At 64.3% G+C, this 17,923-nt stretch carries 18 protein-coding genes and 1 tRNA gene; 7 read left to right on the forward strand and 12 right to left on the reverse strand.

The window, feature by feature from the left end; genetic code table 11:
• Nucleotide 1: 1 nt before the first annotated feature.
• From DCM80_RS30055 to DCM80_RS30090, 8 genes are all read right to left on the reverse strand, one after another.
• Complete coding sequence (locus DCM80_RS30055; RefSeq protein WP_257194986.1) at nt 2-202, reverse strand: hypothetical protein; 201 nt, start codon at nt 200-202, stop codon at nt 2-4.
• Nucleotides 202-813 carry an NADH-quinone oxidoreductase subunit NuoE gene (gene nuoE / locus DCM80_RS30060; protein ID WP_035704001.1) on the reverse strand — a complete coding sequence of 204 codons (612 nt, stop codon included), beginning with the start codon at nt 811-813 and terminating at the stop codon, nt 202-204. Before nuoE ends, DCM80_RS30055 begins: the two co-directional genes overlap by 1 nt.
• A 12-nt stretch (nt 814-825) precedes the next feature.
• A complete protein-coding gene (locus DCM80_RS30065; protein ID WP_257198094.1) occupies nt 826-1,791 on the reverse strand; it encodes an FkbM family methyltransferase in 966 nt (321 codons plus the stop codon).
• Nucleotides 1,791-2,987, reverse strand: a complete 1,197-nt coding sequence (locus DCM80_RS30070) for an NADH-quinone oxidoreductase subunit D (protein WP_257194988.1) — start codon at nt 2,985-2,987, stop codon at nt 1,791-1,793. The genes DCM80_RS30065 and DCM80_RS30070 overlap by 1 nt, the downstream gene beginning before the upstream one ends.
• 2 nt (nt 2,988-2,989) lie before the next feature.
• Nucleotides 2,990-3,604, reverse strand: coding sequence for an NADH-quinone oxidoreductase subunit C (locus DCM80_RS30075; RefSeq protein ID WP_257194989.1), 615 nt, complete (start codon nt 3,602-3,604; stop codon nt 2,990-2,992).
• Nucleotides 3,605-3,615: 11 nt separating this feature from the next.
• A complete protein-coding gene (locus tag DCM80_RS30080; RefSeq protein WP_373569375.1) occupies nt 3,616-4,203 on the reverse strand; it encodes an NADH-quinone oxidoreductase subunit B family protein in 588 nt (195 codons plus the stop codon).
• Nucleotides 4,194-4,559 (reverse strand): NADH-quinone oxidoreductase subunit A, encoded by a 366-nt coding sequence (locus DCM80_RS30085; RefSeq protein ID WP_008136158.1) that lies wholly within the window; start codon nt 4,557-4,559, stop codon nt 4,194-4,196. Before DCM80_RS30085 ends, DCM80_RS30080 begins: the two co-directional genes overlap by 10 nt.
• A gap of 705 nt (nt 4,560-5,264) precedes the next feature.
• Nucleotides 5,265-7,523: a TonB-dependent siderophore receptor gene (locus tag DCM80_RS30090; RefSeq protein WP_257194990.1), complete on the reverse strand. Its 2,259-nt coding sequence runs from the start codon at nt 7,521-7,523 to the stop codon at nt 5,265-5,267.
• A 435-nt stretch (nt 7,524-7,958) separates the two neighbouring features.
• Between DCM80_RS30090 and DCM80_RS30095 the strand changes: the two genes are divergently transcribed.
• Complete coding sequence (locus tag DCM80_RS30095; protein ID WP_028136062.1) at nt 7,959-8,162, forward strand: hypothetical protein; 204 nt, start codon at nt 7,959-7,961, stop codon at nt 8,160-8,162.
• A 90-nt stretch (nt 8,163-8,252) separates the two neighbouring features.
• Here DCM80_RS30095 and DCM80_RS30100 read toward each other — a convergent pair whose 3' ends face one another.
• On the reverse strand, nt 8,253-9,374 hold the full coding sequence (locus tag DCM80_RS30100) for an autotransporter outer membrane beta-barrel domain-containing protein (protein WP_257194991.1): 1,122 nt from the start codon (nt 9,372-9,374) through the stop codon (nt 8,253-8,255).
• Nucleotides 9,375-9,580: 206 nt separating this feature from the next.
• Nucleotides 9,581-9,832 carry a hypothetical protein gene (locus DCM80_RS30105; RefSeq protein ID WP_257194992.1) on the reverse strand — a complete coding sequence of 84 codons (252 nt, stop codon included), beginning with the start codon at nt 9,830-9,832 and terminating at the stop codon, nt 9,581-9,583.
• Between the two features lie 239 nt (nt 9,833-10,071).
• Between DCM80_RS30105 and DCM80_RS30110 the strand changes: the two genes are divergently transcribed.
• Together DCM80_RS30110 and DCM80_RS30115 are read left to right on the forward strand one after the other, a co-directional pair.
• Nucleotides 10,072-12,282, forward strand: coding sequence for a caspase family protein (locus tag DCM80_RS30110; protein WP_257194993.1), 2,211 nt, complete (start codon nt 10,072-10,074; stop codon nt 12,280-12,282).
• A 16-nt stretch (nt 12,283-12,298) separates the two neighbouring features.
• Nucleotides 12,299-13,795: a caspase family protein gene (locus DCM80_RS30115; protein WP_257194994.1), complete on the forward strand. Its 1,497-nt coding sequence runs from the start codon at nt 12,299-12,301 to the stop codon at nt 13,793-13,795.
• Between the two features lie 95 nt (nt 13,796-13,890).
• Here the strand turns inward: DCM80_RS30115 and DCM80_RS30120 are convergent.
• Nucleotides 13,891-13,967 (reverse strand) — tRNA-Asp (locus DCM80_RS30120).
• Nucleotides 13,968-14,202: 235 nt separating this feature from the next.
• Between DCM80_RS30120 and DCM80_RS30125 the strand changes: the two genes are divergently transcribed.
• A complete protein-coding gene (locus DCM80_RS30125; RefSeq protein ID WP_049820069.1) occupies nt 14,203-14,532 on the forward strand; it encodes an HU family DNA-binding protein in 330 nt (109 codons plus the stop codon).
• A 103-nt stretch (nt 14,533-14,635) separates the two neighbouring features.
• Nucleotides 14,636-15,886 (forward strand): peptidase T, encoded by a 1,251-nt coding sequence (pepT, locus tag DCM80_RS30130; protein WP_257194995.1) that lies wholly within the window; start codon nt 14,636-14,638, stop codon nt 15,884-15,886.
• Between the two features lie 57 nt (nt 15,887-15,943).
• Here pepT and DCM80_RS30135 read toward each other — a convergent pair whose 3' ends face one another.
• A complete protein-coding gene (locus DCM80_RS30135; RefSeq protein WP_257194996.1) occupies nt 15,944-16,834 on the reverse strand; it encodes a hypothetical protein in 891 nt (296 codons plus the stop codon).
• A gap of 353 nt (nt 16,835-17,187) precedes the next feature.
• Between DCM80_RS30135 and DCM80_RS30140 the strand changes: the two genes are divergently transcribed.
• Both DCM80_RS30140 and DCM80_RS30145 read left to right on the forward strand, forming a co-directional pair.
• The gene (locus DCM80_RS30140; protein WP_257194997.1) at nt 17,188-17,430 is read left to right on the forward strand and encodes a hypothetical protein; all 243 of its coding nucleotides are present in this window, start codon (nt 17,188-17,190) and stop codon (nt 17,428-17,430) included.
• 119 nt (nt 17,431-17,549) lie between these two features.
• Nucleotides 17,550-17,912, forward strand: a complete 363-nt coding sequence (locus tag DCM80_RS30145; RefSeq protein ID WP_257194998.1) for a hypothetical protein — start codon at nt 17,550-17,552, stop codon at nt 17,910-17,912.
• The last annotated feature ends 11 nt before the right edge of the window (nt 17,913-17,923 follow it).

A 17,923-nucleotide genomic window follows, 5' to 3' on the forward strand; every position in this document is an offset into this window, starting at 1 on the left:
ATCAACGAGTGGACTGCTTGTAGGCAAGTCCGGCGGCGCAGACTGCGAAGAACAGCGCCCAGAGCAAGCTGGTCTCCTGCGACGCGTTCAGGAAGAAACGCTGCAGCAGGAACATGAAGGAAGCCGCGATCGCGGCGTGCATGGCGACGAAGCCCCATTTCTTCACGACCTCGGTCCCTCCGATTGCGATGAGATCACGCATCAGGTGATCTCCTTCAATGTGGTCGGCCCTGATATCGGCGCCGAGAACTGGCGGCCGTTCTGCGGACCGGGCTTGGGCGGATTGCCCGAGGCGAAGCCGTCGAGCACCTTGCCGAAGCTTTCCTTGGTCAGGTCCTCATAGGTGTCCTTGCCGATCAGCACCATCGGGGCGTTCACGCAGGCACCCAGGCACTCGACCTCTTCCCAGCTGAAATTGCCGTCCTTGGACAGATGGAACGGCTCGTGATGGATGCGGTGCTCGCAGACGTGGATCAGATCCTCGGCGCCGCGCAACCGGCACGGCGTGGTGCCGCAGACCTGGACGTGGGCCTTCTTGCCGACGGGGGCGAGCTGGAACATGGTGTAGAAGGTCGCGACCTCCAGCACCCGGATATAGGGCATGTCGAGCATGTCGGCGATGACGCGGATCGCGGCTTCCGAGACCCAGCCCTCGTTCTGCTCCTGCGCGCGCCAGAGGATGGCGATGACGGCCGAAGCCTGCCGACCGGCCGGATATTTCGCGATCTGCTGCCTGGCGAACGCAAGGTTCTCCTCCGTGAACGCAAAGCTCGCGGGCTGGACTTCCTTCGGTGCTAATCGACGAACGGACATCTCTTCAATCTCTCACTGCATACGGCGCGCGGTCTTCGCATTCAGGGCTTCGATCCTGTCCTGCCAGAATGCGCTTGCGGTGCCGAAAACGTTGTAGCCGACGTGGGTCGAGACCTTGATGCGGTCGAGGATCGACAGCTCGGTCACGGTCTCCATCCGTCTGCTGCGCGGATCGAACACGATCAGCTTCAGCGGGGTCTGCTCGAGGATGTAGCGCGACACGGAGTGATTGCGGTCGCTGCCGTGCTCCTCGCACATGATGACGCTGTCGGCCTGGAGCAGCCGGGCGCCGCCCTTGATCGCCTCGATCTCGACGCCCTCGACGTCGAGCTTGATCAGATACTTGCCAGATGCCGCGACCTTGCCGTCCTCGATCAGATCGTCGAGCGAGATGACCGGCACCTCCTCGCCGCCCGCCGAGGGATCGCCGGCGATGCTGAAGGCCTCGTGCTTGGTGCCCGACAGATGCGCGGTGCCGCGGACGGCACCGATCGCGCATTTCATCGTCTCGAAGCGATTGCCGTTGACGCGGGCGTTGTTGACGAGCTTCGGGTAGTTCTGCCCCGACGGCTCGATCGCGATCGCCTTGTGCGCGCCGAACGGCTTGCTCGAGACCAGCACCGACCAGTAGCCGTAATTGGCGCCGCAATCGAGCAGGGTGTAGTCGACGTCGATGCTATCGGCGAACAAGAGCTCGAGCTCATCCTCGTAATTGTAGGAGCGGTTGAGCAGCTTGCTCCAATAGCCGTCGCCATAGGGGAATTCGAACACGGCGTCGGGATTGAGCCTGATCGCGATGTTGCGCTCGGGCAGCGTCTTGCGCAGCAGGTTCGCGCAGGCGATGTAGCCCATGTGCGAGAAGTGCGAGGAGATCTTCGACCCCGTCACCAGCGCCAAGGCAGCCGTCCGCTCCCACAGGTTGGCCCCTTCCAGGGCCCCCGAGGCGCGGTCGAACTGGATTGGCGCCTGTTGCCCCATCAACGATCGACCTCTCCGAACACGATGTCGAGCGAGCCGAGGATCGCGGAGACGTCGGCGAGCAGATGGCCGCGGCAGATGTGGTCCATGGCCTGCAGATGCGCAAAGCCCGGCGCGCGGATCTTGCACTTGTAGGGCTTGTTGGTGCCGTCTGAGATCAGATAGACGCCGAACTCGCCCTTGGGCGCCTCGACCGCGGCGTAGACCTCGCCGGCCGGCACGTGCACACCCTCGGTGTAGAGCTTGAAGTGATGGATCAGCGCTTCCATCGAGCGCTTCATCTCGCCGCGCCGCGGCGGCGCCACCTTGTTGTCCTCGACGACGACCGGGCCCTTGCCGTCAGGCGCGTTCAGCTTCTGGATGCACTGCTTCATGATGCGCACGGACTGGCGCATCTCTTCCATGCGGATCAGATAGCGGTCGTAGCAATCGCCGTTCTTGCCGATCGGAATGTCGAAATCCATCTCGGCGTAGCACTCATAGGGCTGCGACTTGCGCAGGTCCCAGGCCGCGCCCGAGCCGCGCACCATCACGCCGGAGAAGCCCCACTCCCAGGCCTCCTTCAGCGGCACCACGCCGATGTCGACGTTGCGCTGCTTGAAGATGCGGTTGGCGGTGAGCAGGCGGTCGAGGTCGTCGACGACCTTCAGGAACGGATCGCACCAGGCATCGATGTCGTCGACCAGCTTCTGCGGCAGGTCCTGATGCACGCCGCCGACGCGGAAGTAAGCTGCGTGCATACGGCTGCCCGAGGCGCGCTCGTAGAACACCATCAGCTTCTCGCGCTCTTCGAAGCCCCACAGCGGCGGAGTCAGCGCGCCGACATCCATCGCCTGCGTGGTGACGTTGAGCAGATGCGACAGGATGCGGCCGATCTCGCAATAGAGCACGCGGATCAACTGGCCGCGGCGCGGCACCTCGATGCCGAGCAGCTTTTCGGCCGCGAGGCAGAAGGCATGTTCCTGGTTCATGGGCGCGACGTAGTCGAGCCGGTCGAAATACGGGATCGCCTGCAGATAGGTCTTCTGCTCGATCAGCTTTTCGGTGCCGCGGTGAAGCAGGCCGATATGGGGGTCGACGCGCGCGACGACTTCGCCGTCGAGTTCCAGCACGAGACGCAACACGCCGTGCGCCGCCGGATGCTGCGGTCCGAAGTTGATGGTAAAGTTGCGAAGCTGTTCGGGTTGCTCGTTCATGATCAGACCTTCGGCCCCGCTTTTTCATCCCCCGGAAGCACGGGATAATCCGCCCCCTCCCACGGCGACAAAAAGTCGAACTTGCGGAATTCCTGGTTCAGACGCACCGGCTCGTACACCACGCGCTTCTCCTGGTCGTCGTAGCGAACCTCGACGAAGCCGGTGGTCGGGAAATCCTTGCGCAGCGGATGCCCCTCGAAGCCGTAATCGGTGAGGATGCGCCGCATGTCGGGATGGCCGACGAAGAATACGCCGTAGAGGTCGTAGGCCTCGCGCTCGAACCAGTCGGCGCCGGGGAACACGTCGATCAGCGACGGCACCTGAGTGGTCTCGTCAGCCTGTGCCTTGAGCCGGATCCGTGCGTTCAGGGTCGGTGACAGGAAGTGATAGATCACGTCGAAGCGCTTTTCGCGCGACGGATAGTCCGCAGCCGTGATGTCGGTGAAGTTGACGAAGCGGCAGCCGGGGTCGTCGCGGAGGTACTTGACCACCTCGACGATCTTGCTGGCCTCGACCTCGACGGTGAGCTGGTTGAAGGCGACCGAATGACCGGTGGCGGCGCCCGGAAGCGCGCTAACGATCGTCTGCCCCAGGGCGTCGAGCTTGGCGTCGTCCATGACGTAAAACCTTAGCGTTCGATGGTGCCGGTACGCCGGATCTTCTTCTGCAGCAGCAGCACGCCGTAGAGCAGCGCCTCCGCCGTGGGCGGGCAGCCCGGCACGTAGATGTCGATCGGCACGATGCGGTCGCAGCCGCGCACGACCGAGTAGGAATAGTGATAATAGCCGCCGCCATTGGCGCAGGAGCCCATCGAGATGACGTAGCGCGGCTCGGGCATCTGGTCGTAAACCTTGCGCAGCGCGGGCGCCATCTTGTTGGTCAAGGTCCCTGCGACGATCATCACGTCGGACTGGCGCGGCGAGGCGCGCGGCGCGAAGCCGAAGCGCTCGACGTCGTAGCGCGGCATCGACACCTGCATCATCTCGACCGCGCAGCAGGCGAGACCGAAGGTCATCCACATCAGCGAGCCGGTGCGCGCCCAGGTGATGAGGTCGTCGGTCGCGGCGACGAAGAAGCCCTTGTCGGACAGCTCGGAATTGACCTCGAGGAAGAACGGATCATTGGCCCCGACCGGCCTGCCGGTCGACGGGTCCAGAATGCCCTTGGGGGCCGGTGCGACGACCGGGCCCGTGGACGCTGCAGGGGTCAATCCCATTCCAGTGCTCCCTTCTTCCATTCATAGGCGAACCCGACCGTCAGCACGGCGAGGAACACCACCATGGACCAGAAGCCGGTCGCGCCAAGCTTGCCGAACGCCACCGCCCAGGGAAACAGGAACGCCACCTCGAGGTCGAAGATGATGAAGAGGATGGCGACCAGGTAGAAGCGGACGTCGAACTTCATGCGCGCGTCGTCGAAGGCGTTGAAGCCGCACTCATACGCCGAAAGCTTTTCCGGATCCGGCTGCTGGAACGCCACGATGAACGGCGCGATCAGCAGCACGAGGCCGATCAGGCCCGCTACCCCTATAAAGACGACGAGTGGAAGATAGTTCTGCAGAATGCCGCTCATTGGCGAGCCCTTTTTCCCGCAGCCTCGGGACAGCCACGGATTCGTCCGATTTGGAATTATTCTGAGCCTTAGCGCAGTGCACCAATGGGCGCAAGACACGCTCTTTTCAGGCCCTTTGCCGCTGCCAGAACGGTGAAAATCCCGGAATCACCCCGCGCTGGTATGGAGCAGATCGCAGGGCCCAGCAAGGGCAGCCGCCGGTTTTGCAGGGGAGCAGCGCCGAGATTGCGGCGCGCGGGCCGCGGCAGCGTCTTGCCGTCGATCGCCTGAGAAAAATACCGGCTTTTCGGCTGCGGCAGCACAGGCAACCCGGGATAGGACCCACTTCAGGAACCTTCGCCCTGCCCCGCGGTGACATCTTGGCTGGCCTTATCGGCCTTCAACGCCCGAGGGCCCGGGGGTTGTCGCAGCCGCGAGCCAAGACAGGTCCAGGTCAAGCTGGAGCAAGAACACCTATCCACAGGCGCAGGCCATCAGACGAGCCATGCATCGCGGTAGGGACGGAGCCGGCCGGGGCCCCGCCGCGAGCGCGGCAACGGCGACGTGGAGGGCCGTCGCGCGTGCCGCGCTCGGATGAGCTTCGGGCCGAAGGCATAGCCCGGGAGCTCATCAATCTCCTGAGGGAAGAGTGGCGACAGTCCAACCAGAGACAGAAGGACGGTTGAGATCGGGCTGGTCCCGACCGATATCGCCCCTCGCCCCTCCTCACCATTTGTAGGAAACGCTGGCGGTCACGCGCCGGCGATCGCCGTAGAAGCATGACGCGGCCGACGCGCAGCTCGCGACGTAGATCTTATCGGTCAGGTTGATCACGTTCAGTGCCGTGCGCCAGTTCTGCCATTCATAGTGGAGCGCGAGATCGCCGAGCACGACCGCGGGAACCTCGAGCGTATTGGCTGTGTCCGCCCAGGACGCGCCGATGTAGCGCACGCCACCGCCGAAGCCGAACCCTGCGAGCGGACCGTCCCGGAACGTGTAGTCGGCCCAGCCCGAGACCAGAAGTTCGGGCGTGTTGGTCGGCGTCTTGCCGATCAGCGTCGGATCGAGATCCTTGCTCACAAAGAGATTGTAGGAGGTGAAGGAGCCGATGAATTTCAGCTCCTTGGTGGCATTGGCCACCGCTTCGAGCTCGATGCCGCGCGAGGTCACCTCGCCGGTCTGATTTTGCAGAATCGGGACGCTGCCCGGCAATGTAGTCGCGACATTCTGACGGACCAGATCGAAAGCCGAGACCGTGAAATAGCCGTCGAAGCCCACCGGCGCGACCTTCACGCCGATTTCGGCCTGCTTGCCGGTCTCCGGCAGGAACAGCTGGTTCGCCGCGTTGAGCCCGATGATCGGATTGTAGCTCGTCGAATAGGAGACGTAGGGCGCGATGCCGTTGTCGAAATTGTAGATCAGCCCGGCGCGTCCGCTGAACCTGCTGTCGTCGCGGCTGCTGACCAAACCGCCGGTGTCACGGGCTTCCTGTGTCGTCTCGACCCAGTCGTTTCGGCCGCTCAGCACCAGGGTGAAATTGCCGAGCTTCATCTGGTCCTGGAGATAGGTGCCGGCCTGCTTCTGCGTGATGAGGAAGTTACGGAACGGCGCGCTCGGCAGCGAAACCTCGGCTGCCCCATAGGCCGGATTGAAGACGTTGATCGAGGGCACACCGAACCCGAAGGCCTGGTAGTCGTCGATCTGATAGCCTTTCAGGTCGACACCGAACAGCATCGTGTGCCTGACCGGACCGGTGTTGAAGCGATACTCGAGCTGGTTGTCGAGATTGGCCTGATTGGCCGTGTTCTTCGCATACCAATTGTAGCGATTGAGCGTCGCCGTATTGATGTTGGCCCAATCGTTGCCGACGTAGCCGCGATAGCTGATGTCGACATGCGCAAAGCGAGCGTTCTGACGGAACGTCAGGTCGTCGGTGAGGTTGCGCTCGAACCGATAGCCCAGCATCTCCTGCTCGCGCGTGAATTTGTCGACGGTGGGGTCGCCGACGAAGAAGCTGGTGGGTATCTTGCCGAACGGTGCGGAGGTCACCGTGCCCTGATAGGGCAGGAAGTTGATGCCCCGGGTATCCTGCTTCGAGGCCGAGGCCAGCACCGTGAAGGTGGTGTCGGCATCCGGCTTCCACGTAAACGACGGTGCGATGAAGTAATTGTTGTCCGGCGTGAAGTTGACCTGGATACCACCGTTCTGGACCTGACCAACGACGCGATAGAACAGCTTGCCGTTCTCGGGCGCGACCGTGACCGGTCCGCCGAAATCGAAGCCGACATAGGCGTTGCCGAAATTGTTGACGCCGGTCTCGACGTAGCGGATCGGCTCGGCCGGCGGCATCTTGCTGATGACGTTGACGATGCCGCTCGGGCTCGATCCGCCGTACAGCACCGCCGACGGACCGCGCAGCACCTCGACGCGCTCCATGTTGAACGGCTGCAGCTTCCAGCTGGCATAGGAGGTGTAGAACAGCTGCATGCCGTCGAGGAACAGGCCAATATCCTCGGACTTGAAGCCGCGGATCAGCCACCAATCGTTGCGGGTGTCGGTCCCGAAAGTGCCTGCCCGCACGCCGGCGGTGTAGCGCAGCACCTCGTCCAGCTTGTTCGGCTTCTGGTCACGGATCTGCTCGGCGCCGATCACCGACACCGATTGCGGTGTCTCGATGATCGGCGTGTTGGTCTTGGTGCCGGACGAACTGCGCCCGGCGACGTAGCCGTTGACCGGCCCGCGCGGCGTCTCGACGAAGCCGACATTGCGCTGCGGTTGCTGCGGTCTGTTTCGCGTGGCGACCTGTTCCGACGCCCGCGGCGCACGGCGCTGCGAGGTCGTGGCCGCGCGGCGGCGCGCTTCCGGCGCGGTGACGGTCACCGCCGGCAAATTCTGCGCCCCACTCTGCGCGGACGATTGAGCAAGCGATGCCTGCGGCATCAACACCAAAGCGGATGCGGTCGCCAACACGGCCGACCGCAGCATTCCAAGACTGTTCAACGCGCCACCCCAAAGCTGCATGTTCGCTGCGACATGCCGCCTGTCCCCGGACGGCATGCGCTCGGAGGTCACGCTTATGGGAGCGCTCGAAAATTCCCTAATTGAAAGCTTCTTAGAAGGACTCTTAGAACCGGTCCAATTATCCGAAGAATTGCCGTCAATGCATTTTTCGGATTAAGCGATCCAAAGATCCGCTAGCGGAAGCCCGGGCGCACGCCAGGCGCCGGCGGAGCCGGACGCGACCGGCCGGCTTCCGGCTTCCGGCTTCCGGCTTCCGGCTTCCGGCTTCCGGCCGCCAAGGGACGAAACCAGCCCGGCGGCAAGATGAAACCATTTTGCGGAACCCGCGAAACCATCCGGAAACAGATGGTCCTTAAGACAAGGGCCATAGACGGCGGCAAAGCCCGTCGGGAGGCTCACATGAACCACTCAATTCACTCTGCTGATCGTGCGACCCACCTGAAGATCGTGGTGGTGGCGCTGGTTGCCGGCATCATGGTGGCCGGCTTCGGGATCGCGGCCCGCACCAATGCCGATTACAGCCAGACTGCCCAGTCCAGCCAGGTGATCAAGGCTGGCAAGCCCGTGGTGGTGACCAGCGCCGGGACCTCTGCGATCCGCTAAACAACCGAAAAAGGGTCCGATTTGGTACCAAATGGCCGCCCTCGGGCGGCCTTTCCGTTGGTTCCGGCGGGCATCCGTACTGGAGATCACCTACCAGGTATAGCGAAGGCCGGCCTGAGTACCGGCGATCGAGGTTCCCAGTCCGCCAACGCCAGGCAGAAGCGGGTTCGGCACGGTGATGCTGCTGCCATGAACTTCGAGGTAGGACGACAGCTGCGGCGTCCAGAGCACGTTGACCTTGGCGGAACCGCGAAGGCCATTGGTACCGATCACACCGGCCGCTACGGGGACCCCACCTCCGACGGCGCCGGCGCCGCTCGCATCCACGATCCTGTAGTACTGACCCGAGATCGATGGCTGGATCTTAAAGCCCAGCAAGTCCGCCTCGAATCCGACGCGCATGCCACCGTGGAATTCGGTTGAATCGCCCGCCTTGGTGCCGAAATTGGCGGTATAGCTCTCCGAATAGGTCAACCCGACGGTGGGCTCGATCCACACCGTGTACGGGAAGTCGAACCGATATTGGCCGTTCCAGGTATAGGCCATGCTGCTGCCGTCCGCGGGCGCTGCAAGGGCCACGCTGGACGTGTTGCGCGTCCAGCTCGCGAGCGCGGTGAAGTCGGTCGAAAAACCACCGTTGAGATAAGAGAGGGTGCCGGAGGTCGATGGAATTGAGCCATCGGTCGTCACTCCGCCCGTCGTGAAAGTGTGCGCCCACGAATGAGAGCCGGTCGCAATGAAGGTCAGCGCGTCGGTTGCGGTGAAGATGCCGATCCTGGTCACATCGACCGCGCCGGTCATCGTCGCGACGCTGACTTCGACCCCGGACGCCTGCGCCCTGTCGCCGCTGCCGACCAGGTTCGCGCCGTAAAGCCACGCTGCGGGGGGCGGCGCCGCAAGGACCGGAGCCTTGACGTAAGGATCCTTGGCGTAGGCCAGCGCGCCGAACGGATTGCTGACCCCTCTGGACGCGAAGGGGTCGCGGCGGTCGAAATCCGACTCCTCTCCGCTGAAGCGCAGCATTCCCGGAGGCGCAACGACCCTGCGCTTCTGGATCTGATCGCGAACGGTCTGGATGATGTTCTGGACGGTGTTGTTGATGACTTGCTGCGGAACATTGACCTCCTGTGCCGAGGCCGACCGCGTCGCAAACAGACTAAGCAAAAAAAGTGCGGCAACGGCAAAGCCGCGGCGGAGAATTCCTGCCCTCATGGTATTCGATCAGCCCCCTGCTGGTTCAGCCCGAGCCTTGGCGAGAGAAAACTCCCGCAAGCTTCTGGTGCAGAGTTTTATGGGCAGACCACCCGCCGCGTCTTCACCCGATTGGTTGAATTGTGGGGGCGGATGCATCAAGCGCGCCCACCTGATACTCATTTGCAACACTTTCCCGGGCCACGGGGGTGTGTGGAGATCTCCGTTTATTCCGCTCCCGCACGGTTTCGCTTCTTCGTGGCGCGAGCCTGCGTTGCCGCCTGGCTCTGTTCCGGAAGTTTCGTGGCCTTGCCTGCTTCCCGTGACCGGATGTGTCGCCGCACGTCCTCACGAACGTTCTGGATGATCGTGTCGCGCGACGACTCGGCCGGATCATTGCAGCGGGCCACGCCGCACAAAGCGACGAGCAGCGGAAGGGCGAGCATCGGCGCACGGGCGAAATTGACGGTCCTGATCATCGGGTTCTCCGAACATGTCGCCGGCTTGGGCCGCCCTGCTCGCCCTCAACACAGCGCAGCACGGTTGGTTTCACCGCTCGCGACGGGCAGCTTCTTGGTCGAGGCGTCGCCGGACCCGGTTCACGAAGCGCTGAACACCGGGGCCTTCGGTGTCGTCATCCCGCATCCCTTGATGTAGAATCCACCAACAAGCCGGCCAAGTCCGATTGTTCGATTTTTCATTTTCTGAGTTTCCACTGATGCCTGGTCATTTCGGGATCTTCGTTCTCGCAAGCGCGCGTCCCGTCTTCAAGTTGCAGGATCTGGCGCGCCGGTTCGCCGTTCTCGGCTGCGTCGCGCTGTCGATCCTGGTTTCGACGAAACTGCCGGCCGCCGCTGGCGACAGGATCGCGCTCGTCGTCGGCAACAGCGACTACCGCAAGGTCCCCAAACTCATCAACCCCGCCAACGACGCCGCGGACATGGCGGCCTCTCTTGGCCGGCTCGGCTACTCCGTCAGGCACCTCGCCGACCTCGACTACAACCGTTTCCGTCAGGCCCTCATCGAATTCGGCAACGCGGCGAAGACGGCCGACAAGGCGGTGATCTTCTTCGCCGGCCACGGCGTCGAGTTGGACGGCAAGAACTGGCTGATCCCGGTCGATGCCGAGATCAAGTCCGAGATCGACGTCTATGCCGAGGCGATCAATCTCGAGACCCTGATCGACATCTCGGTGATGCCGAAGACGATCGGCCTCGTGGTTCTCGACGCCTGCCGCAATGATCCGTTCGAAACGACCAAGGTTGCCGCTGCGGGGCGCGCGCTGTCGCCGCGGCGGCCCAAGGCGGCATCCGGCCCGTCCGGTGCCCCGACGCCGCTCGCGGCCGGCGCGCGCGGCCTCGCCCCTGTCGAGGTCAGCGACAACGTGCTCGTTGCCTTCGCGGCCGCTGCCGGAACGACGGCGGCCGACGGCGCCGGGCGCAACAGCCCCTACTCCGGCTCGCTGCTGCGTCATGTCGAAACGCCGCAGCTCGAGATCAACTATCTCTTCCGGATCGTGCACGACGAGGTCTGGAAAGAGACCGGGACGCAGGAGCCGGCGATCTATGGGACGCTCCCGAAGGACGACATCTTTCTCTACGGCGAAGCCGCCGTGGCACACGGCGATGGCGGAGCCGACGCCGAGCAGCTCGCCTGGGAATTCGTCCGCTCGACCAACGAGATCGCGACCTTGCGTCGTTTCGTCCAGCAATTCCCGGCGAGCCCCCATGCCGCCGCAATCGATCAGCGCATTGCGCAGTTGCAGACCGCCGAAGCCAACGCCTGGACCATCGTCGAGCGACAGAAGTCGCCCGCGGCCTACCGTGCCTATCTGGATCTCTATCCGTTCGGCGAGCATGTCGAAAGCGCGCGGGTGACGTTGGCCGCGCTCGAGAAGTCGGCGAAGCCTGGCCAGGCCGGCGGCCAGATCGACATGCCCGCGCCGCCGCCGGCGAGCTATCAGCTCGCATCGGCCGCAACGATCGCCGGCAATTCGGAGGCGATCGAGAAGGCATGGGACGTCTTGAAGGAGTCGCGCGACAAGAGCGTGGTCGGCCGGTTTGCCGAGCGCTACCCGAGCTCGCGCCACAACCGGCTGCCGCCGGGCAGCGACCTCGCATTGCGCCCCGTCAGTTCCACCGAACTGATGCTGCGATCAGCTCAGGACGGCGACGTGAACGCCTGCTTCGACGGCGATGCCGCGGCTTGCGTCAGATCCATCAAGACATACCCCGATTACGTCCAGCTGCAATTCCAGCTGTGCCGGTCCAAGGGCAGTCCCAGGGGATGCATGGCCAACGCGGTGGCCGAAGCGCGCAGGCGCGGGCTCCTGGTTTCCGCCTATACAAGGTCGGAACAGGAAAAGGTTCGCAATCGCGAATATCGGCGCGTCGTTGCCCGCGTGAATCAGAATGTCGGCAACGTGGTCAGCGGCGTCGTCAGCAATGTGGTCGGCAACGTGGTCAGCAATGCTGTTTCGACGGCGGTCAGCAACGCCGCATCCAGCGCCGCCAGCCGCGCGGCATCGCAGGCCGCATCAAATGCAGCCAGCCGCGCTGCGTCGTCTGCCGCGTCGAACGCCGCCGGCCGCTCGGCGTCGAGTGCCGCATCGAGCGCGGCCGGCAGAGCCGCGTCTGCGGCCGCCTCGAATGCGGCGAGCCGCGTCACCATTCCGTCCGACGTCCGGCTCAAGCAGGACATCACAGCTCTCGGCCGGACGGCCGGCGGTCTCAACCTCTATCGCTACAGATACAAGGGCGATGCGACGTTCTATGTCGGCGTGATGGCGCAGGAGGTCGCACGGCTGGCTCCCGCAGCGGTGTCATCGGGAGTGGACGGGTTCCTGCGCGTTGACTATGGTCTGCTCGGCCTCGATTTCCTGACCTATCGCGACTGGATCGGGCGGCAACCCCATTCCGACATCGACTGAGGGACGCGACTTGATCGTGCGCTGGCTGGCCCTGTTCATCGCCATCGGGCTCCTCTTCGACGCCGAAGCAGATGCCTCCAGCAGCCGCATCGCCCTGGTCGTTGGAAACGCGAGCTACGCGCATGCGCCGCGGCTCGGCACTCCCGTCAACGACGCCGAGGACATTGCCGCAGCTCTCGTCGGCCTCGGCTTCGAGGTCGATCTGCGCAAGGACGCGACCATCGGCGATCTGCACGCGGGACTTGGCGCCTTCACCGAAAAGTCCGCTAGCGCGGACATCGCGATCTTCTATTTTGCCGGATACAGCGCAGCCGCGGGTATCGGCGGTTACCTGATCCCTGTCGATGCGCATCTGGCGACGCCTCAGTCCGCGATCGCGGAGACCGTTCCCTTGGCTGCGGTGACGGCCGCCGCGGCGCGGGCCCGCCGGCTGGGCCTGGTGATCCTGGATGCCCTGCGGGAGAACCCGTTTCCTGCCACGCCGGATGGCCGCCGCAACGGCGCTTCCGTTGCCTCGGCCGCACAAGCACCGATCCGCAACACGCTGATGTTCTTTCCGGCGGAGCCGGGTCGTACGGCGGAAGAAGGCGAAGGCCGCAACAGTCCTCTTGCTGCTGCGCTGCTCAAGTACCTGCCGCAAGCCGACCTCGAGATCAACTTCATGTTTCGCAACGTTCGCGACGACGTCCGGCTGGCAACGCGGCGCAAGCAGACGCCGTACATGTATGGCCAGCTCTCCAAGGAGAGGATCTATCTCAATCCCGTGAAGCAGGTCGCGCACGGTGATCCCGCCGTCATGCAGCGCTGCGACAATTCCGTTGCTGGCCTCGCGGAAGCGAGGGCGATCGGCGCCGACCAGGACGAGGCGCGAGAGAACCCGATCGCGGTCGCAGCGGTTGCGGCGTGCTCGGATGCGGTCAAGCTGTCTCCGGGAGCGGACCGGCTGCACTATCAGCTCGGGCGCTCACTGCACGCCGCGCGCGACTACGCCGGGGCGATGGCGAGCTACAAGGCGGCATCCGAACTCGGAAACGCGCGGGCGCTCTACGAGCTCGGATTGATGTACGAGAGCGGCAACGGCGTCGAGAAAGATCCCGCCCGCGCCCGCTTCTACTACGAGATGGCCGCCGAGAAGAAGATTGCGCCGGCGCTCGTCAGCCTCGGCCTGCAACAGGAGCGCGGAATCGGCACGGCGAGCGATCCTGCACGAGCCTATGCCTTGTACCAGCGGGCCGCCGAGCTCGGCGATGCGACCGCCCTCAACCGGATGGGCGAGCTTGCCGAGAAAGGACTGGGGACCAGGCAGAACCTGAAATCGGCTCGGGCCTTCTACCAGAAGAGCGCCGCGATGGGCGACCTCGAAGCCATGGTCAATCTCGCCCGATGCTACGCCAATGGGATCGGCGGCCCGCCCGACCTAGGCCAGGCCAGACGGCTTCTGGCCAAGGCGGCGCAGGCCGGCAGCGCGGACGCCCGGCGCATCCTGGCTCATGTCGAGCCCAAAGCGCGATAGGCGACACCCGGCGGGATGGCGGCCAGAGCAGCGAAACAGCCCCAGAGGCGGCTGGAGCTCTCAAAGAAACAACTGCTTGATTTGTTTGCCAAAAATGGCGCGAGAGACGGGGCTCGAACCCGCGACCTCCGGCGTGACAGGCCGGCGCTCTAACCAACTGAGCTACTCCCGCGTGACGCGTATGTGTCCGCGCGGAACGAGGGGGGAATTAAAGGCGGGCCCGGGTGAAGTCAAGGACGTTGGCACCCAAAGCCGGAATACTCCCGTCTCGTCACGATCGCGTAGCGCGGCCGCCCCCTCCACGCGCGCGACGTAGTCAATTCGGGCCCGAATCGTCTACGGCTTCCGTGACTTGTGCGGTTCCCGGGCTCGCGCCTCATGGCCGCCAGGAATCGAGGAGGCCAGACATGTCCAAGAAGGATTTGGCTAAGAAGGATGCGGCCAAGAAGGCGGCCACTCCTGCCACGATCACGCTCAAGCACCTCGCCGCCGATATCGCCGAGAGCCAGGACCTCTCGAAAAAGCACGCCGAGGCGGTCCTGACCGACATGGTCGACCTGATCGCCAAGCACCTGCGGAAGGGCGACCGTGTCCGCATTGTCGGCCTCGGCATCCTCCAGGTCCGCAAGCGCGCCGCCCGCACCGGCCGCAATCCCTCAACCGGCGAGGCAATCCACATCAAGGCCAGCAAGAAGGTCACCTTCCGTCCGGTCAAGGAACTGAAAGAGGCGATCTGAGGCAAGGTTTCGTTAGGCCTGATCTCATCCCGATCCAGCCGCGACGCGGCCCGCTTTCTGATATACCGCCTGTCATCCCCTGACCCCGGCGGTTTGACCAGAAATGTCCTCCCTCACCTTTTCGCACACCGTGACCGAACGCTTCCTGCGCTACGTCACCATCGACACCCAGTCCGATCCAGACTCCCCCCGCTCGCCCTCGACCGAGAAGCAGAAGGATCTCGGCCGCATGCTCGCTGCCGAGCTGAAGGCCATGGGCATCGCGGACGCGCATCTCGACGAGTACGGCTATGTCTACGGCACCATCCCGGCCAACACCGACAAGAAGGTGCCGGTGATCTGCTTCTGCTCGCATATGGACACCTCGCCCGACGTGACCGGCAAGGACGTCAAGCCGCAGATCTGGAAGAATTATCGCGGCGGCGACATCACCCTGCCCGGCGACCCCAGCCAGGTGATCCGCTTCAATGAGCATCCGGCGCTGAAGAACCAGATCGGCAACGACATCATCACCACCGACGGCACGACGCTATTGGGCGCCGACAACAAGGCCGGCGTCGCCGAGATCATGGATGCCGCGCATTTCTTCATCAACAATCCCGAGGTGAAGCACGGCGCGATCAAGATCCTGTTCACGCCGGACGAAGAGATCGGCCGCGGGGTCGACAACGTCGACCTGAAAAAGCTCGGCGCCGATTTCGGCTACACCATGGACGGCGAAAGCGCGGGCTGCGTCGAGGACGAGACCTTCTCGGCCGACGGCGCCACCATCACGATCAACGGCGTCAGCGCTCATCCCGGCTACGCCAAGGGCAAGATGGAGCACGCCATCAAGATCGCGGCCGCTATCGTCGAGCGGCTGCCGAAGGAAGGCTGCTCGCCGGAGACGACCTCGGGCAAGCAGGGCTTTCTGCATCCGATCGGCATCGAGGGCGCGCTGGAGCAGGCGACACTGTCCTTCATCGTCCGCGACTTCACCGAGGAAGGGCTGAAGGAGAAGGAGGACCTGCTCGAGACCATCGTCAAGGACGTGATGAAGGACTATCCGCGCTCGACCTACAAATTCGAGGTGAAGGAGCAGTACCGCAACATGAAGCAGGTGATCGACCGTCACCCGCACGTGCTCGAATACGCCATCGAGGCGATCCGCCGCGCCGGACTGCGCCCGATGCGCACCGCGATCCGCGGCGGCACCGACGGCTCGCGCTTGTCCTTCATGGGCCTGCCCTGCCCCAACATCTTTGCCGGCGAGCACGCCTTTCACTCCCGGCTCGAATGGGTCAGCCGGCAGGACATGGAAAAGGCGGTGCAGACCATCGTCCATCTCGCGATGATCTGGGAGGAGAAGGCCTGAGGCTTCTCGACGGCGTCCGTCATGGCCGGGCTGGCGCCCGGCCATTGGTTTTCGAGCTTACGGCACCGGCATCGCGCGTGGATTGCGATGGAAGCGATTTGAGCTCGACATCCAGTTCGGCAACGGCTCTCCATCGCGATGCCGTCCGCCGGCGACGGCCGCCGCCCAGGCCACCGCAGCGCCGATCAGGGTCGCGGCGGCGACCGAGAATGCGACGATGATCGAGTTGCGCCGCGCGCGGTTGATCGCCGTCCTGGAGTCCGCGATCAGCGCATCGACGCGCCGCTCGGCGTCGGGGGCCTGCAGCCCCGTCAGACCAGCAACCTGTTGTATCAAGTAGGTCCGGTCATCGGTGCTGACCCCGCTGTGGCTGGACGACGTCATCAGAATGCGGCCAGCTTCAGCACGCGCCTCCCGCAGATCGATGTTCGGCGCGCGGCGGGGGGCGCGGAACAGCTTGTCGAGCTCATAGCTGAGCAGAGGCTCGGCCGCGGACACATTGCTGGCCGAGCTTCGCATCGGCGAACGGTCGAGCGCGGCAGCGCCGAGAAGCGCCAGCAGAGCCGCGCCGGCCAGCACAGCCAGGGCCCAGGCGGTTAGCCCGTGCAGGCCGTCCCGCCGCTCGCCATCATCCTCGATCGTTGCCAGCGCAGGCGCCGGCCGGGTCGTCCGGCCCGCGATGTAGCCGCCGAAGCCGAAGCTGATGATCGCCTGGATGATCAAATAGAGCCCGGAGAGCAGCGCCAGCGCGGCCGATGCGTCGCGCCAGGTCGGCGAGGCCGAACTGACCCCCAAGCCGACCGCGACACCAAATCCGACCAGGATGAACGACATTGCGCCGGCGGCGAGAGCGCCCGCGAACACCGAGCTCCACTGGATGGTTCGGGGAGCCTCGCCCTCCAGGCCGCCTTCGATGATTTCTTCCCGCATGAGCGTTTCGACCGTCATCGCGGCGCTCTCAGCGCAGGCCGAAGAACGACAGGATCGCCATGATGACGACGATCAAGCCGATCAGATAAATCAGTCCGTCCATTGTCCGTCCTCCTCAGTTTCTTCTGACCGCTAATCGCGGCGTATGAGGAACGTTCCAAATTGGACAGATCAGCGGAACGAATGGGCGAGATGCGGGTTGGGGGATGGAGTCCCGAGGATGAAGATTGTGAGCACAAGGCCTCAGTCGGCGAGTCCGGCTGGGGCCTTTCCGTGTCTGCGACCGCCGCCTCCTGTCCTATGTTAACGACGCCGGCCTTGGGATCATCAAAGATGCGATCGGGGCGGAGCCTGTAGATCGGGAGAGGCGCGTGGACCGCAGAACGGCGTGCCTGCATCAGGCGGACGCATTCCGGGAGAAGGCCCTTGCCGATCCCGAGCACCACGACCAATGGATTGACGAGGCCATCAAGTGGCTGGAACGAGCAATGGAAGCCGGTTGTCGCGCCGAGATTGCCGTGGAGGCCGACAAGGGTAGCCACGCTCTGGAGGCGAACCGCACGCCTCTCATCGAAACCGTGGCCTCGCACCGCCGCATCATCGCCCGCCAGTAAGAGGCGATCCCGACGGAGCGCCGCTGCGGCAATTGTTCCAGGGACGTAACAATGTTGCGGGTCGACACTGTTCCGGCCGCCATGCTAGGCCGGGCACCGACCGTAACGAGAGTGACGTCGTGCTCGCCAACCGCCAGCCCTCAGGAACCTGCCGCCCGCGCCATTGGCGCGGAGTGTTGTCCGTGCTGATCGCGGTGATCTATCTGCTCGCGGGCGCGCTGCACGGCTCGCACGATATCGACGTCACCACGCCCGGCGGCGGCTCGGAGATCGCCGCGGTCCTGGACGGCCCCTCGGACCATGGCGACGACAGGGCCATCGCCGGACATCATTGCCATGGCTGCTTCTCGCTGACGGTCACCCAGCCGGTGCCATCGGCGGCATTGGTCGCGCCTGTGCCGGCAACACGCCCGCAACATGCCTCCCGGCTCGCCGGCATTATCCCCGATACCGATTCTCCGCCTCCCAAACACATTGCCTGAACGGATTGGTC

It is taken from the genome of Bradyrhizobium sp. WBOS08 (assembly GCF_024585125.1).
Classification (GTDB): domain Bacteria; phylum Pseudomonadota; class Alphaproteobacteria; order Rhizobiales; family Xanthobacteraceae; genus Bradyrhizobium; species Bradyrhizobium japonicum_B.